Genomic DNA, 14,805 nt, shown 5'->3' on the forward strand with positions numbered 1-14,805 from the left:
CACAAGTAGTCTGCCTATGTCCCTGCGCGTGTACCTCCGCACAGCCCTGCTCGGGCTGTGCCTGTCTCTCTCGTTCGCCGCTGGTGCGGCCGAGCTTCCCACCACGACCAGCATCCAGAGCAGCCTGAACAAGATTTCCCAGCCCAAGGGTGCCGAGGCCGACCCCAAGGCTGCGCAACAGACACCGGAGCAGAAGGCCCAGCAACAGGTGCTGGAACAGACCCTGGCACTGCTGCTCAGCAAGGAAGACAGCGAAAAGAAGCTTGAGGCACTCAAGCAGCAATTGGCTGGCGCGCCCAAGGAAACCGCCGACAGCCAGCGCGAGCTGATCAAGCTCAAGGCCAGCAAGCCCCTGCCGGTGGCCCAACGCTACGCCACGCTGAACGTGCCACAGCTGGAGCAGATGCTCAGCGAGCGCAGTACGCAACAAGGCGAACTGCAAAAGGCATTGTCGGATGCCAACAGCCTGATCATCAACTCGCAGACCCGCCCAGAGCGGGCTCAGGCAGAAATCAGCAACAACCAGACACGTACCCAGCAGATCAACCTCAGCCTCAAGAGCGGCAAGGAGAACGGCAAGCCACTCAACAGCGACCAACGCAACAAGCTCAATGCCGAGCTGGCGTCGCTCAATGCCCTGACCTCGTTGCGCCGCCAGGAACTGGCCGGCAACGGCCTGCTGCAGGACCTGGGCAATGCCCGTCACGACCTGCTGATCGAGCGCGCCACACGAATGGAGCAGGAAATCCAGGACCTGCAATCGCTGATCAACGAAAAGCGCCTGGCCCAGTCGCAGCAGGCGGTCACCCAGCAGTCGATCGAAGCGCAGAAAGCCGGCGGCAGCACCCTGCTGGCCAACGAAAGCGCTGCCAACCTGAAACTGTCCGACTACCTGCTCAAGAGTACCGACCGCCTCAACGAGCTGACCCAGCAGAACCTGCGCAGCAAGCAGCAGCTGGACAGCCTGACCCAGGCCGACCAGGCCCTGGACGAACAGATCAGCGTGCTCAAGGGCAGCCTGCTGCTGTCCAAGATCCTCTACAAGCAGAAGCAGGCCCTGCCGCACCTGAAAGTCGACCGCGACCTGGCTGACCAGATCGCCGATATCCGTCTTTACCAGTTCGAAGTGAACCAGCAACGCGAGCAAATGAGCAGCCCCGCCGCGTACGTCGACAACCTGCTGCTCGGCCAACCGCAGGAGCAGGTTACCCCTCAGCTGCGCAAGGCGCTGCTGGAGGTGATGATTACCCGCGTCGACCTGCTCGAACGCCTCAGCCGGGAGCTGTCGGCACTGCTCAACGAATCGATCACCCTGCAGCTCAACCAGAAGCAGCTGCTCGGCACCGCCCAGGGCTTGCGCACCACGCTCGAAGAGCAGATGTTCTGGATTCCCAGCAACAAGCCACTGGACTGGGAATGGCTGAGCCGGGTGCCGGCACGCTTCGCCGACCAGGTAGCCAGCCTGCCCTGGGGTTCGGGCCTCAAGGAACTGGCCGATGGGCTGGGCCAGCGCCCGCTGCTGTTCCTGCCCTTGCTGCTGGTGATCGGCGCCCTGCTGTGGCGGCGCAAGTACCTGTACCAACGGCTGGGCAAGGTGCACCAGGACATCGGCCACTTCCGCCGTGACAGCCAGTGGCACACGCCACAGGCGATCCTCATCAACATCCTGCTGGCGATGCCGGTCAGCCTGGGCCTGGCCCTATGCAGCTACGCCCTGCAGATCGACGCCCGCGGGCAGAACGCCAACCTTGGCGCCGCCCTCTGGCAACTGGCCCAGGCCTGGCTGGTGTTCTACACCGCCTACCGCATCCTCGCCCCGGGCGGCGTGGCGGAAATCCACTTCCGCTGGCACAAGCCGCAGGTCGAGTTCCTGCGCGGCTGGGTGCGCCGCTTGGGCACCGTGGTATTGGCACTGGTCGGTGTGGTGGCGGTGGCCGAACATCAGCCTTCGGCGCTGGCCGATGATGTGCTGGGTATCGGCGTGGTACTGACCTGCTACGCACTGATGGCCTGGCTGCTCAGCCGCCTGCTGCTCAGCAGCCCGGCGCACCGCGACACCTCGCTGTTCCGCAAGGCCGTGGGCGTGGCCTTCACCGCCCTGCCCATCGCTCTGTTCGTGGCCGTGTGCTTCGGCTACTACTACACCGCGCTGAAACTTACCGACCGGTTGATCTACACCCTGTACCTGCTGCTGTTCTGGCTGGTGATCGAAGCCGCGTTCGTGCGTGGCCTGTCGGTGGCGGCACGGCGCCTGGCCTACCAGCGCGCGCTGAGCAAGCGGGCGGCGGCCAAGGAAGGGCTGGATGGCGAAGTCATCACCGAAGAGCCAACGCTGGACATCGAACAGGTCAACCAGCAGTCGCTGCGCCTGATCCGCCTGGCCCTACTCGGCGGCTTCATCGCCGGCCTGTACTGGGTGTGGTCGGACCTGATCTCGGTGTTCGCCTACCTCAACAATTTCACCCTGTACGAGTACTCCAGCGGCACCGGTGCCACCGCCAGCATGGTGCCGATCAGCCTGGGCGACTTCCTCGGTGCGCTGGTCATCATCGGCATCACCTTCGCGCTAGGACGGAACTTGCCCGGCCTGCTCGAAGTACTGGTGCTGTCGCGGCTCAACCTGGCCCAGGGCAGTGCGTATGCCACTACTACCTTGCTGTCCTATGTCATCGTCGGCGTCGGTATCGTCAGTACCCTGTCGACCCTCGGGGTCAGCTGGGACAAGCTGCAATGGCTGGTGGCCGCGCTGTCGGTGGGCCTGGGCTTCGGCATGCAGGAAATCTTCGCCAACTTCATTTCCGGCATCATGATCCTGTTCGAGCGCCCGGTGCGGATTGGCGACACCATTACCATCGGCAACCTGTCGGGCACGGTGAGCAAGATCCGCATCCGCGCCACCACCATCACCGACTTCGACCGCAAGGACATCATCGTCCCCAACAAGACCTTCATTACCGGTCAGCTGATCAACTGGTCGCTGACCGACACGGTCACCCGGGTAACGCTGAAGCTGGGCATCGACTATGGCTCGGACCTGGACCTGGTGCGCGACCTGCTGCTCAAGGGTGCCCACGAAAACCCACGCGTGCTCAAGGACCCGGAGCCGATCGTGTACTTCCTCAACTTCGGCGAGAGCTCGCTGGACCACGAGCTGCGCATGCACGTACGCGACCTGGGCGACCGCAACCCGACGCTGGACGAGATCAACCGCTACATCAACCGCGAGTTCAAGGCGCACAACATCAAGATCTCGGTGCGCCAGGTCGAGGTGTTTCTGATGGATCCGAAGGGCGGCAAACAGCAGCTGATTCCGGTGGAGCAGCCGAAACCGGATGGCACTCAACCTGTGTGAGTGGACTCCATAGAGCATGAACGCCCAGAATGCCTGCGAGGGCTTCGCCCTCGATCGCCGGCAAGCCAGCTCCCACAGGGGCCGTGCCGCACCCAGGCCCTGCACATCCCCTGTGGGAGCTGGCTTGCCGGCGATGGGCCGCAAAGCGGCCCCCTAGGTACCGACTTCCAGGAGCAGCCCGTGAAAGCCCTCGACCAACTCACCTTCGACAATCGCTTCGCCCGCCTGGGCGATGCGTTCTCCACCCAGGTCCTGCCCGAACCCATCGCAGACCCACGCCTGGTGGTAGCGAGCGAGTCGGCCATGGCGCTGCTCGACCTCGACCCGGCCCAGGCAGAGCTGCCGGTTTTCGCCGAGCTGTTCAGCGGCCACAAGCTATGGGAAGAGGCCGACCCGCGGGCGATGGTCTATTCCGGCCATCAGTTCGGCTCATACAATCCGCGCCTGGGTGATGGCCGCGGCCTGCTGCTGGCCGAAGTGCTGAATGACCAGGGCGAGCACTGGGACCTGCACCTCAAGGGCGCCGGGCAGACGCCCTACTCGCGCATGGGCGACGGCCGCGCCGTGCTGCGTTCCTCGATCCGCGAGTTCCTCGCCTCCGAGGCCCTGCACGCCCTGGGCATTCCCAGCAGCCGGGCACTGTGCGTGATCGGCTCGAGCACCCCGGTGTGGCGCGAAACCCGCGAAAGCGCGGCCATGCTCACCCGCCTGGCGCAGAGCCATGTGCGTTTCGGGCATTTCGAATACTTCTACTACACCAGGCAGCCGGAACAGCAGCGCGTGCTCATCGACCACGTGCTGGAGCAGCACTACCCCGAATGCCGCGATGCCGAGCAGCCTTATCTGGCCATGTTTCGCACCATCGTCGAGCGCAATGCCGAGCTGATCGCCCGTTGGCAGGCCTATGGTTTCTGCCACGGGGTGATGAACACCGACAACATGTCGATCCTCGGCATCACCTTCGACTTCGGCCCGTACGCCTTCCTCGACGACTTCGACGCCAACTTCATCTGCAACCACTCCGACGACCGTGGCCGCTACAGCTACGCCAACCAGGTACCGATCGCCCACTGGAACCTCAGTGCGCTGGCCCAGGCGCTGACCACGGTGATCGAAGTCGAACCGCTCAAGGAGGCGCTGGGCCTGTTCCTGCCGCTGTACCAGGCACACTACCTGGACCTGATGCGCCGGCGCCTGGGCCTGACCACCGCGGAAGAGGACGACATGGCATTGGTCGAACGCCTGCTGCAGCGCATGCAGAGCGGTGGTGTGGACTACAACCTGTTCTTCCGCAAGCTGGGCGATCAGCCCGTGGCCGAGGCGCTGAAGGTGGTGCGTGACGACTTCATCGACCTGGCCGGTTTCGATGCCTGGGGGGCGGACTACCTGGCCCGCTGCGAGCGCGAAGCGGATAATGCCGAAGGGCGGCGTGAGCGCATGCATGCGGTGAACCCGCTTTACGTGCTGCGCAACTACCTGGCACAGAAAGCCATCGAAGCGGCCGAAGCGGGGGATTACAGTGAAGTGCGACGGCTGCATCAGGTGCTGAGCCGCCCGTTCGAGGAGCAGGCCGGAATGCAGGGCTATGCCGAGCGACCGCCGGAATGGGGCAAGCACCTGGAAATCAGCTGCTCCTCCTGACCAACTCCGAACCCTGTGGGAGCGGGTTCACCCGCGAAGAATGCGACGCGCTGGATGGCACCGGCTACGCCGGTGTTCGCGGGTAAACCCGCTCCCACAGGTACGGCGCTCAACCCAAGGCTTGCGCCGTACCTGTGGGAGCTGGCTTGCCGGCGATAGCGCCCGAACAAACAACACAAGGAATCGACATGTCCGACCCACTGGTAATCCCCTGCCCCCATTGCAACGGCCTCAACCGCCTGCCCGCCGAGCGCCTGGGCGACGCGCCGAAATGCGGCCGCTGCAAACAGGACGTGCTGCTGAGCACCCCCTTCGAACTCACCGAAGCCAGCTACGCCAGCCAGATCAAAGGCGACCTGCCACTGCTGGTCGACATCTGGGCGGATTGGTGCGGCCCATGCAAATCCTTCGCCCCCACCTTCGAACAGGCCGCCCGCCAACTGGCCGGCCGCTGCCGCCTGGCCAAGCTCGACAGCGAAGCCAACCGCAACCTGGCCGGGCAACTGGGCATCCGCTCGATCCCCAGCCTGCTGCTGTTCAAGAATGGCCGTGAAGTCAGCCGTCAGGCCGGGGCGTTTCCACTCCAGTCGTTGCTGGAGTGGTTGCGTAGCCAGGGGGTCTAAGCGTTCTCTTCGAGCAGCGAATGCAACTCGACAAACTGCTGGGTCAGCTTGTGCCTGGGCTCCAGGTGAATCAGCGGAAGGCTGGCATGGTGCGACTCACGCATCTTCACCGAGCTGCCCAGGTACACCGGTAGCACCGGGAGCCCTTCGGCCAGCAGCTCGTCGAGCATCTGCTGTGGCAGGCTGGCGCGGGACTGGAACTGGTTGACCACGATGCCTTCGACCACCAGGTCTTCGTTGTGGTCCTCCTTAAGTTCTTCGATCTCGGCTAGCAGGCCATACAGGGCCTGGCGCGAGAAGCTGTCGCAGTCGAAAGGAATCAGCACGCGATCGGCGGCGATCAGTGCGGAAACCGCATAGAAGTTCAGCGCTGGCGGGGTATCGATGTAAATGCGCTCGTAGTCCTCGTCCAGTTCGTCGAGCAACTTACGCAGCTTGTTGATCTTGTGCTTCGCCTCAAGCTTCGGCTGCAGATCGGCCAGCTCGGCCGTGGCGGTGACCACGTGCAGGTTGTCGAACGGGGTTTCGTAGATATCGACCTGGTTCTTCTTGCTGAACGGCCCGCTGGACAGGCTTTGCTTGAAGAAGTCGGCGATGCCCATGGGGATATCGTCGCCGGTCAGGCCAGTCAGGTACTGGGTCGAGTTGGCCTGGGCATCCAGGTCGATCAGCAGGGTCCGATAACCTTCGCTGGCGCTCACCGCCGCCAGGTTGCAAGCGATGCTCGACTTGCCCACACCACCTTTCTGATTGAACACCACGCGCCGCATGATTGACCTCCGTGTATCAACGAATGCCCGAGTATGTGGCGCCGCTGCGGCAATGACCAGTGCCATTTGCCCGGAACAACAGCCTTGTGCTGCCTGCCCTGGCCCTATCGCCGGCAAGCCAAGCGCGTCCCCTGTGGGAGCTGGCTTGCCGGCGATGGGGCCCGATCAGGCAACTACACTGCCCCCGCCAGCCACCTGCCCTGTGAGCAACTCGGCAAATGCCCGTGCCATCGCCGACCCACCATGCTCGCGCTGCACCAGCCACACCGCCGACATCGCCCCTTCATCCAGCAACGTGCGATAGACCACCCCCTCGATGCGCATACGCTGGAACGACGCCGGCAGCACCGACACCCCAAGCCCTGCCGATACCAGCCCGATGATGGTCATCGCCTCCCCCGCCTCCTGGGCAAAATGCGGGCTGAAACCCGCCTGGCGCGCCAGGCTCAGCAACTGTGCGTGCAACCCGCTGCCATAGCTGCGCGGGAAGAACACGAACGGCTCATTGGCCAGCGCGGCCATGTGCACGCCATGCTCCGTGCCTTCGGCCAATGGATGCGAGGCATTGATCACTGCCACCAGCGGCTCGCGAAACAGCTCGGTGGCCACCAGCCCTTCCGGCAGCGGCATCGGCCGCATCAGCCCGACCTCGATGGACTCGTCGAACACCCCTTCTGCCACGTCGCGACTGCTCATTTCCTTGAGGTTCAGGTGCACCGCCGGGAAGCGCTGGCGAAACGCGTGGATGGCCTTGGGGATCTTCGAGGTGAACGGTGCCGAGGAGGTAAAACCGATCTTCATCTCCCCCAGCTCCCCCAACTGCGCACGCCGGGCGACATCGGCGGCCTTTTCCACCTGCGCCAGCACCTGGCGGGCTTCCTCGAGGAACAACCGCCCCGCCTCGCTCAGCTCGACCCGACGGTTGGTACGCTCGAACAGCCGGGCCCCCAGCTCCTGCTCCAGCGCCTGGATCTGCTGACTCAAGGGTGGCTGCGAAATGCCCAGCTGCTGGGCGGCGCGGCCAAAATGCAGCTCTTCGGCCACGGCGATGAAGTAACGCAGATGGCGCAATTCCATGATCAGCTCCAAACAGGTCGTATAACGTCTCAAATAGGTCGAACAATATATTGGATCTAATCATTAGCCAGCTATATGCTTTTTTTCATTGCGCCAGAGGTACCCGCCCGTGAAAACTGCTGTAGCTCCCCTTCCCGCCGAGCCAGAACCTGCCCCGCTGAACGAAATGTGGATCGAAAAAGGCACCCCCGCCTTCATGAAGACCGTGCTGGCGCTATTCAGCGGCGGCTTCGCCACCTTCGCCCTGCTGTACTGCGTGCAGCCGATGATGCCGTTGCTGTCGAAGGAATTTGCCATCAATGCGGCGCAGAGCAGCCTGGTGCTGTCGGTTTCCACAGCCATGCTGGCGTTCGGCCTGCTGATCACCGGCCCTATCTCCGACCGCATCGGGCGCAAGCCGGTGATGGTGTTTGCCCTGGCCTGCGCCGCACTTTCCACCCTGGCCAGCGCGGTGATGCCGAGCTGGGAGCTGGTACTGGCCACCCGCGCCCTGGTCGGCCTGTCGCTGAGCGGCCTGGCGGCGGTGGCGATGACCTACCTGAGCGAAGAGATCCACCCGCAGCACATCGGCCTGGCCATGGGCCTGTACATCGGCGGCAACGCCATTGGCGGCATGAGCGGGCGCCTGATCACCGGCGTGCTGATCGACTTCGTCAGCTGGCACACGGCGATGCTGACCATCGGCGGCCTGGCCCTGGTGGCGGCGCTGGTGTTCTGGAGGGTGCTGCCCGAATCGCGCAATTTCCGCCCGCAGGCGATGAACCCACGCAGCCTGCTGGATGGCTTCGTCATGCACTTCAGGGATGCCGGCCTGCCCTGGCTGTTCCTCGAAGCCTTCCTGCTGATGGGCGCCTTCGTCACCCTGTTCAACTACATCGGCTACCGCCTGCTGGCCGAGCCTTATCACATGAACCAGGCGCTGGTCGGCTTGCTGTCAGTGGTGTACCTGTCTGGCATCTACAGCTCGGCGCAGGTCGGCGCACTGGCTGACAAACTGGGCCGGCGCAAGGTGTTCTGGGCCAGTATCGTGGTAATGGCGGGCGGCTTGCTGATGACCCTGGCCAGCCCGCTGGTGATGGTTATCGTCGGTATGCTGGTGTTCACCTTCGGCTTTTTTGGCGCGCACTCGGTGGCCAGCAGCTGGATCGGCCGCAGGGCTTTGAAGGCCAAGGGACAGGCGTCGTCGCTGTACCTGTTCAGCTATTACGCCGGGTCGAGCGTGGCCGGTACGGCGGGCGGGGTGTTCTGGCACCAGTGGGGCTGGAATGGCATCGGGCTGTTCATTGGCAGCCTGCTGGCGGTGGCGTTGCTGGTGGCGCTGCACCTGAGCAGGTTACCACCGAAATCGGTGTGAAACATTCGCGGGCACGCCCGCTCCCACAGGGACGGCGCCTCACCTGAAGCCACCGCCAAACCTGTGGGAGCGGGCGTGCCCGCGAACTTGCCGTTGGATCAGTTGATGATCTCGACCATATCCACATCCACTTCCCGGCTCATCAGGTGCTTCTCCACCTCACCGGTCAGCTTGACCTTGGTCTTGTCGTTGAACGGCGTCGGCGGCAGGTCTTCATCATCGATTTCCACAGTGATGGTGCCGGTGTTGTCCTTGAACTCGTACTTGTCGTCGTTGTTGATCTTCTTGGTCACGAAGCCTTGCAGCACCACTGGGGTGTCGTCGGCAGCATCGTTGGCCGCAGCTACGGTGGTGACCGACTGGGCGCCGGGGCCGGTGTAGCCGGCAGCCAGGGCGGCAGTGCTGAACAGAGGGGCGAGGATCAAGGCGAGGTAACGGATTTTCATGGGACAGGTCCTGATTCGATTTCGATGGAAACAGCCTACCGCTGCTGGCTGAAGCCAACCTTAATCAGCACTGGCCTCATCCAGCGCCAACCCCAACTGCGCCTGCAGCCGCGCCCCGACAACTTGCAACTGCAAACTGCGGACCTGCGCGCCGTCAAGCTCCAGCGCATGCAGCCACCCCAGCAGTGGCGCAGGCTCGCCCTCGAGGCTTACCTCCACCTGACCGGCCCGTGCCTGCAACCCGGCAATTTGCAAACCGGCGGCCAGTGCGCGTTCGTTCAGAACAGAGGGTGTCAGCACCGTTACCGCTTCCCCGGCCAAGGCCGGGCCTGTCGAAACCCGTTGCAGATGCCCGCTGAGCTTCAGCTCATGCGCATGGGCGAGCTCGGCCTGTTGCGAGCGCTGCTTGCCGGGTACACAGGCAAACTGCCAGAGCACGACCATGGCCAAACTCCAGAGTGCGGCCAGGATCACGGCCCTTCGATCACCGGGTATCGATTGCCATTGGCCTATCAAGGCCTGCTCAATCCACCGCATCAGCGAATCTCCCTGAAAGTCAGGGTCGCGCGCACAACCTGCTCGGCCTGCCGGGCTTGATCCATCAGCACGGCAGGGGCCCGCTGGCGCAAGCGCTCAAGGTCATCGAAACCTTGCGCAACCACTTCCATTCGCCACCCTTCGCCGGGACTGGACACGGCCCGTTCAACCGTGATGTTCCCGGTTTCCACCAATTGCTCCGTGAAAGAAACCAGCCCCTCGACGGTAGTCTTCTCCCGGGGACGGAATTCCAGTGCCCTGATCTGTGTGGCCAGGTCACCTGCGACAGACTGCTCGGGCGCCCAACGCAGAAACGTCTGAAGATTCTCGGCATGTAGCTGTGCTGTACGTTCCGACAGCCATTCAGCACGCAGATGTTCCGCCAGGCACACCATTGCGAAGGCCAGCAGCGCTCCGCCCGCCAGGGAGGGCCAGGGCACGATCGGGCTGCGTCGCCGAAATGGCCCCTGACGCAGGTCCAGGGCCTTGGCCCGACCTTGGATGAAGGTGTGAAAGGCGCTATCGACGGTTTGGTTGTGGAGCGCCTGCCCTGCATCAGCAGGTTCGGCCGGCCGCTCCATCGGCGGCAGTTGGCGCACCAGGACCTCGGCCGCCTGGGGGCCGGCGACCAGCCAAGGCCCACCATGCCCACCCAACAACCAGCGACCCTCGAGCCACAGTGCACGGGGCTGCTCTGCGCCCAGCAGGTCGGCATCGACATGGATCCCGAGCGGGTCGATTCCCTGGCTTTTCAACAAGGCCATCAGGCTGGCCAGAACCTGACGCTCTATCACCAGAGCCCGGCGATGCCCCTGCGCATCCGGCGGGCCGAACACCAGATGCAGCGTTTCCAGCGGCGCTGCCAAATAGTCTTCGGCAGCGTAGGCCAATGTTTCAGGCTTGGGCCGCTTGCCCGGCACAGGACCGATCTCGCAACTGCCCAGCATCTCCATAGGTACCACCACGATAGCAGGACCGGTGAGCGTCGAAGCCAGCTCCTCCAGTCGTGCCTTGTGAAGGCTGCCGTCCGCCGCACGCAGCCACACCGGCCACCGCGCATCGGCCGCCGCAACCCCTTCCGGCAACAGGTACAGCCAAATCTCACTCATCTGCTCTTTGCTCCCGCATCGCAGAAAACACACGCCGCACCACACGAACCTGATGCGTGTCCAAATCGATCTCCAGGTCGCTGTACAGGTACATGCGCTTACCTGCCATCTCTGCCTGCACCTCCAGGCGAAACCAGCGGCTGGTCACGGCCAGCCCGCGCCTGTCCAGACCCACGCCCTCCAGTTGGGGCAGAGCCAAAAAACGTTCTACCGTGGGGTAACCCGCTTCGGGGCGCTCGCTTACCAGTTGGCTTGCCACCGTAAGCGACACCTCGGCGGACGCCGCAAGCAGTAGCGCCGGGGCCGTATTGATGTTGAGCCGCGCCTCCTTGGGCAACACCACTACCCAAGGCTGCAAACGCGCCATTACCTCAGCGGAAACACTCGGCAACGTACGCAACTGGGTTGGGTCGAGCATCGGTTGGCCAGCGAGCCCTTCCAAAGCGGGTGGCTCCACTTGCAACGAATGGCACAGGCGCTCCCAGCGCTTGAGCAGCAGCGGGTCGGGGGCCTTGCCTGCCATCAGGGCGCCGAGGTTCAAGCGGCCCGAGAGGTCCTCCAGCTGCAGGCTCAGTTGCCCCTGACCAAGGGTGAGCGCTCGGGGCTGGGCCCAGGATTGTCGAACATGAGTGACCTGCAGTACTTCGCCTACCTCACGGCGCAAGCTCGCCAGGGCATGCTGCTCGCCGGCCTGAGCCAAACGCAGCAAGCGCGACGCTTCGATCTGCTGGCTTACACCACCAATCAGCAGTTGATGGCTGCGCAACATACCGGCTGACAGCAACGTGAGCAGCGCCATGACAAGCAGCACGGTGACCAGCGCAAGCCCCTTTTGCCGTTGCCCCCTCATTGGCTGGTGCCTCCCAGCGGCAGTACCCGCCGGATCTGTTGAAAACGCCTGGTCGACAGTGTCACCTCCAGCGCCTGCGGTGGCACCGGCCGGCGCTGGGCCATTGGCCAGCGCGCCTGCCAGCCGCGACCGGGCACGTGCAGACGCCAGTGCAGCTCGCCTACACCTTCGAGCAAACGCTGCGGGCGTGGCTGACCTTGCTCCAGCGTGCGTCGCTGGCGCCACAGCACGCCGTCTTCGAGCCAGTACTCGACAACCCTCAGCTCGCTGCGCTTGAGCGCTTGGCTGCCTTGTTCGCTGGCCAACCAATGGACCCGAGTGCCGTTCAGCAGAATGCCGTAACCGCCCTTGCCCAGGCTCGCGGGCGCATACCCCAGCATGGCGTCGCGCTGGATCAAGCTCATGGCCCTGCCCAGCGCACGCAGCTCATCGGCCTGTGCCTGGCGTGCGTTCTCGGCACGCATGAACACATCGAGCACGCGCGCACTTCCGATAGCCAGGACGGCAAAGATAGCGAGCGCCAACAGCAACTCGATCAAGGTGAAGCCCCCCTGGCGGGTCATCCTGCCCGGGCTAGCGCGGCGCATCCGCCATCCCCAGCCACCCCGTGGCCTGATGCAGCACCTGGCGATCCGCAGCGAGGCCCACACGTACCTGCACTTCCAGCAAGCCACCCACGTCCAGACGGCGGCTTTCGTGCAGAGTCCAGCGGTGTTGACCGAACATGACCTCCAGGCTCCGCTGGCCGGGAGCCGGCGCAGCTTGCAGGCCCAGCTCCGTCAGGTGGTTGTCGGCCACCCAGCTAGCCAGTAGGCGCTCTCGAACCCCCTGCGATTGCGCCAGTACATGCTGGCTGGCCGTGGTCACCGCCACGGCCAGTACTGCGAAAATCGCCAGCGCCACCAACACCTCCAACAGGGTGAAGCCGCGTTCAGTGCACGAACTGGGGGTCATTGAGGCCATCACTCGACACGGAAACAAGGCGCACATCGTCCGCCTCGAAATGCAGGGAAAACGGCGTGTGCTCGTCATTACCGTACATCAGCAGTTGCGGCGCCCCGCCAGCCAGGGCATATGGCACAAGCAGCCCATCGATCTCCAAGCGCAGATACAGGTCAATATCGCGATGCCTGCCGGCTGCCTCCCAGCCATCCTCGGAGGCTTTGAGCAGTTGGTAACCCTGGGCATCGATGCGAATACCTTGCGTCAGCCCTTCCAGCACCGCCTGCTGCCGCGCGAATTGCACCAACTGGAGGAAGAGGCTGGCCTCCTGGCTGGCCACTCGCTGCGGATCGCGTGCGAACGTGAACCCGGCCATACCCATCACAATGCCCAGCAACAGCATCACCAGAAGCAGCTCCAGCAGGGTGAAGCCTCGAGAGCGGCGCTGTTTCATTCAGGCCAGTTACCGATATCAGCATCCATTTCCTCACCGCCCGGCTGACCGTCGCCGCCCAGGGAGTAAAGGTCATAGCCCTGGGTTGAACGGATTCCTGGGCTTGCGTACTGGTAATGCGAGCCCCAGGGGTCGGTTGGCGTGCTCTTCAGATAGCCTTGGGCACTCCATTGACGTGGCAGTGGCGCCACCGTGGGGCGTTTCACCAAGGCGTCCAGCCCTTGCGCGGTTGTCGGGTAGCGGCCGTTGTCCAGACGGTAGATTTCCAGTGCGGTGGAAATTGACTGGATATCGGTGCGAGCTGCGGTCAGCTTGGCATGGTCGGGACGGCTCATTACGTTGGGCAGCACCAGCGCGCCAAGAACCCCCAGGATAATGACCACCACCATGATTTCGATGAGAGTGAAGCCGCGTTCGGCGCGGCGTGATGAACGCATGGACATGTCAGTTGACCAGTTGGTTGAGGTTGAGGATCGGCAGCAGGATGGCGAGCACGATGAACAGCACGATGCCCCCCATCACCAGCAGCATCAGGGGCTCGCAGAGACTCACCAGCAAGGAAATACGCCCTGCCAGTTGTTTGGCCTGAAGGTCTGCGGCACGTTCGAGCATGGTGTCCAGCTCACCGGCGCGTTCGCCGCTGGCGATCATGTGCAGCATCAGCGGTGGCAAGGCTTCGCTGCGTGCCAGGCAGTTGGCCAGCGTGGTGCCCTCGCCCAGCTCACGGGCGGCCCGCAGCAGGCGCTCGCGTAGAATCAGGTTGCCAATCACGGCCGCGCTGATGTTCATCGCCTCGACCAATACCACGCCGCTGCGCCCCAGGATCGCAAGGGTGCTGATGAAGCGGGCCGCTTCACTGGCCCGGACGAATTCGCCATATCCGGGCAGGCGCAGTGAAAAGCCATGCCATTGCCTGCGCCGTGCCGGTTGGCGAAGGGCACAGGCAACCAGTGCGATGGCCATGGCCAATAGCGCCAGCGCTGCCAAGCCATAATGGTTCGTGGCATCGCTCAAGGTGATCAGCACTCGCGTTGCCAGCGGCAGTTGTGCATGGTCACGCGAAAAGGCCTGCACCACGTCTGGCACCACATAGCCCAGCAGAAAACCCACCACCAGCAACGAGACAACCAGCAGGATCACCGGGTAAACCATCGCCAGCTGTACCTTCTGCCGCAGGGCCTGATGGTTCTCGCCATGCTCGGCCAAACGCTCGAGCACGCCCGCCAGGTGGCCGGAACGTTCGGCAGCGGCCACGGTGGCCCGATAAACCATGGGAAATGCCTGTGGGTAGTGCGCCAGGGCCTGCGCCAGCGCATGGCCTTCGGCAACCCGCTCAGCCACGCCGCGCAATACCTGACGTACGTGGCGCGGCGTACTCTGCTCGGCAACTGCCTGCAACGCCTCGGTCAACGGCACCCCGGCATGCAGCAGAGTCGCCAGCTGGCGCGTCAGCAGCGAGCGCCGGGCCAGGCTCAGGGTATTGCGTGCCAGCAACCGGGCCAAAGGGGATGCCCCCAAGGGGCTCATGCTCAGCACCAACAACCCTTGCTCGCGCAATGTTTGCCGGGCCTGGCGCGCACCCGACGCCTCCACGGTGCCTCGCTGGCGCACACCCTTGGCATCCTGGGCCTGGTAGCGGAACAGCGCCAT

At 63.9% G+C, this 14,805-nt stretch carries 15 protein-coding genes; 4 read left to right on the top strand and 11 right to left on the bottom strand.

The genetic code is table 11. The features are described 5' to 3' along the window. Positions 1 to 16: 16 nt before the first annotated feature. The 3 genes from mscK (at position 17) to trxC (ending at position 5,616) form a co-directional block, all read left to right on the top strand. A complete protein-coding gene (gene mscK, locus ABX298_RS08765; protein WP_075046624.1) occupies positions 17 to 3,352 on the top strand; it encodes a mechanosensitive channel MscK in 3,336 nt (1,111 codons plus the stop codon). Positions 3,353 to 3,532: 180 nt separating this feature from the next. Further along, positions 3,533 to 4,993 (top strand): protein adenylyltransferase SelO, encoded by a 1,461-nt coding sequence (selO, locus tag ABX298_RS08770; RefSeq protein WP_367394308.1) that lies wholly within the window; start codon positions 3,533 to 3,535, stop codon positions 4,991 to 4,993. Positions 4,994 to 5,181: 188 nt separating this feature from the next. Continuing rightward, on the top strand, positions 5,182 to 5,616 hold the full coding sequence (gene trxC, locus ABX298_RS08775) for a thioredoxin TrxC (protein WP_025340948.1): 435 nt from the start codon (positions 5,182 to 5,184) through the stop codon (positions 5,614 to 5,616). On the opposite strand, the gene ABX298_RS08780 is transcribed toward trxC, so the two are convergent. Further along, positions 5,613 to 6,386, bottom strand: a complete 774-nt coding sequence (locus ABX298_RS08780) for a ParA family protein (RefSeq protein ID WP_025340949.1) — start codon at positions 6,384 to 6,386, stop codon at positions 5,613 to 5,615. The two genes, trxC and ABX298_RS08780, sit on opposite strands and share 4 nt — an antisense overlap. 165 nt (positions 6,387 to 6,551) lie before the next feature. After that, positions 6,552 to 7,463 carry a LysR family transcriptional regulator gene (locus ABX298_RS08785; protein WP_085587746.1) on the bottom strand — a complete coding sequence of 304 codons (912 nt, stop codon included), beginning with the start codon at positions 7,461 to 7,463 and terminating at the stop codon, positions 6,552 to 6,554. 166 nt (positions 7,464 to 7,629) lie between these two features. On the opposite strand from ABX298_RS08785, the gene ABX298_RS08790 reads away from it, so the two are divergent. Beyond that, positions 7,630 to 8,817 carry an MFS transporter gene (locus tag ABX298_RS08790; RefSeq protein WP_286101914.1) on the top strand — a complete coding sequence of 396 codons (1,188 nt, stop codon included), beginning with the start codon at positions 7,630 to 7,632 and terminating at the stop codon, positions 8,815 to 8,817. Positions 8,818 to 8,915: 98 nt separating this feature from the next. On the opposite strand, the gene ABX298_RS08795 is transcribed toward ABX298_RS08790, so the two are convergent. From ABX298_RS08795 to gspF, 9 genes are all read right to left on the bottom strand, one after another. After that, a complete protein-coding gene (locus tag ABX298_RS08795; protein ID WP_075046628.1) occupies positions 8,916 to 9,263 on the bottom strand; it encodes a YgiW/YdeI family stress tolerance OB fold protein in 348 nt (115 codons plus the stop codon). A gap of 60 nt (positions 9,264 to 9,323) precedes the next feature. Beyond that, positions 9,324 to 9,707: a hypothetical protein gene (locus ABX298_RS08800; protein WP_367394309.1), complete on the bottom strand. Its 384-nt coding sequence runs from the start codon at positions 9,705 to 9,707 to the stop codon at positions 9,324 to 9,326. A gap of 92 nt (positions 9,708 to 9,799) precedes the next feature. Further along, complete coding sequence (gene gspL, locus ABX298_RS08805; protein WP_367394310.1) at positions 9,800 to 10,909, bottom strand: type II secretion system protein GspL; 1,110 nt, start codon at positions 10,907 to 10,909, stop codon at positions 9,800 to 9,802. Next, positions 10,902 to 11,759 (bottom strand): general secretion pathway protein GspK, encoded by an 858-nt coding sequence (locus ABX298_RS08810; RefSeq protein ID WP_367394311.1) that lies wholly within the window; start codon positions 11,757 to 11,759, stop codon positions 10,902 to 10,904. Before ABX298_RS08810 ends, gspL begins: the two co-directional genes overlap by 8 nt. Next, a complete protein-coding gene (locus ABX298_RS08815; protein ID WP_367394312.1) occupies positions 11,756 to 12,346 on the bottom strand; it encodes a type II secretion system protein GspJ in 591 nt (196 codons plus the stop codon). Before ABX298_RS08815 ends, ABX298_RS08810 begins: the two co-directional genes overlap by 4 nt. Then, positions 12,333 to 12,713 carry a type II secretion system minor pseudopilin GspI gene (gene gspI / locus ABX298_RS08820; RefSeq protein WP_084785292.1) on the bottom strand — a complete coding sequence of 127 codons (381 nt, stop codon included), beginning with the start codon at positions 12,711 to 12,713 and terminating at the stop codon, positions 12,333 to 12,335. Before gspI ends, ABX298_RS08815 begins: the two co-directional genes overlap by 14 nt. Continuing rightward, positions 12,691 to 13,155 carry a prepilin-type N-terminal cleavage/methylation domain-containing protein gene (locus tag ABX298_RS08825; RefSeq protein WP_286100703.1) on the bottom strand — a complete coding sequence of 155 codons (465 nt, stop codon included), beginning with the start codon at positions 13,153 to 13,155 and terminating at the stop codon, positions 12,691 to 12,693. The genes gspI and ABX298_RS08825 overlap by 23 nt, the downstream gene beginning before the upstream one ends. Continuing rightward, positions 13,152 to 13,598 (bottom strand): type II secretion system major pseudopilin GspG, encoded by a 447-nt coding sequence (gene gspG / locus ABX298_RS08830; protein ID WP_367394313.1) that lies wholly within the window; start codon positions 13,596 to 13,598, stop codon positions 13,152 to 13,154. Before gspG ends, ABX298_RS08825 begins: the two co-directional genes overlap by 4 nt. Before the next feature lies 1 nt (position 13,599). Then, the gene (gene gspF / locus ABX298_RS08835; protein WP_075046636.1) at positions 13,600 to 14,805 is read right to left on the bottom strand and encodes a type II secretion system inner membrane protein GspF; all 1,206 of its coding nucleotides are present in this window, start codon (positions 14,803 to 14,805) and stop codon (positions 13,600 to 13,602) included.

It is taken from the genome of Pseudomonas sp. X4, assembly GCF_040784925.1.
GTDB classification, from domain to species: domain Bacteria; phylum Pseudomonadota; class Gammaproteobacteria; order Pseudomonadales; family Pseudomonadaceae; genus Aquipseudomonas; species Aquipseudomonas putida_Z.

Coding starts and splice junctions, on each gene's coding strand:
- mscK (WP_075046624.1), top strand. CDS start 17: ATGTCCCTGCGCGTGTACCTCCGCACAGCCCTGCTCGGGCTGTGCCTG.
- trxC (WP_025340948.1), top strand. CDS start 5,182: ATGTCCGACCCACTGGTAATCCCCTGCCCCCATTGCAACGGCCTCAAC.
- ABX298_RS08780 (WP_025340949.1), bottom strand. CDS start 6,386: ATGCGGCGCGTGGTGTTCAATCAGAAAGGTGGTGTGGGCAAGTCGAGC.
- ABX298_RS08785 (WP_085587746.1), bottom strand. CDS start 7,463: ATGGAATTGCGCCATCTGCGTTACTTCATCGCCGTGGCCGAAGAGCTG.
- ABX298_RS08790 (WP_286101914.1), top strand. CDS start 7,630: ATGTGGATCGAAAAAGGCACCCCCGCCTTCATGAAGACCGTGCTGGCG.
- ABX298_RS08795 (WP_075046628.1), bottom strand. CDS start 9,263: ATGAAAATCCGTTACCTCGCCTTGATCCTCGCCCCTCTGTTCAGCACT.
- ABX298_RS08800 (WP_367394309.1), bottom strand. CDS start 9,707: ATGGTCGTGCTCTGGCAGTTTGCCTGTGTACCCGGCAAGCAGCGCTCG.
- gspL (WP_367394310.1), bottom strand. CDS start 10,909: ATGAGTGAGATTTGGCTGTACCTGTTGCCGGAAGGGGTTGCGGCGGCC.
- ABX298_RS08810 (WP_367394311.1), bottom strand. CDS start 11,759: ATGAGGGGGCAACGGCAAAAGGGGCTTGCGCTGGTCACCGTGCTGCTT.
- ABX298_RS08815 (WP_367394312.1), bottom strand. CDS start 12,346: ATGCGCCGCGCTAGCCCGGGCAGGATGACCCGCCAGGGGGGCTTCACC.
- gspI (WP_084785292.1), bottom strand. CDS start 12,713: ATGACCCCCAGTTCGTGCACTGAACGCGGCTTCACCCTGTTGGAGGTG.
- ABX298_RS08825 (WP_286100703.1), bottom strand. CDS start 13,155: ATGAAACAGCGCCGCTCTCGAGGCTTCACCCTGCTGGAGCTGCTTCTG.
- gspG (WP_367394313.1), bottom strand. CDS start 13,598: ATGTCCATGCGTTCATCACGCCGCGCCGAACGCGGCTTCACTCTCATC.
- gspF (WP_075046636.1), bottom strand. CDS start 14,805: ATGGCGCTGTTCCGCTACCAGGCCCAGGATGCCAAGGGTGTGCGCCAG.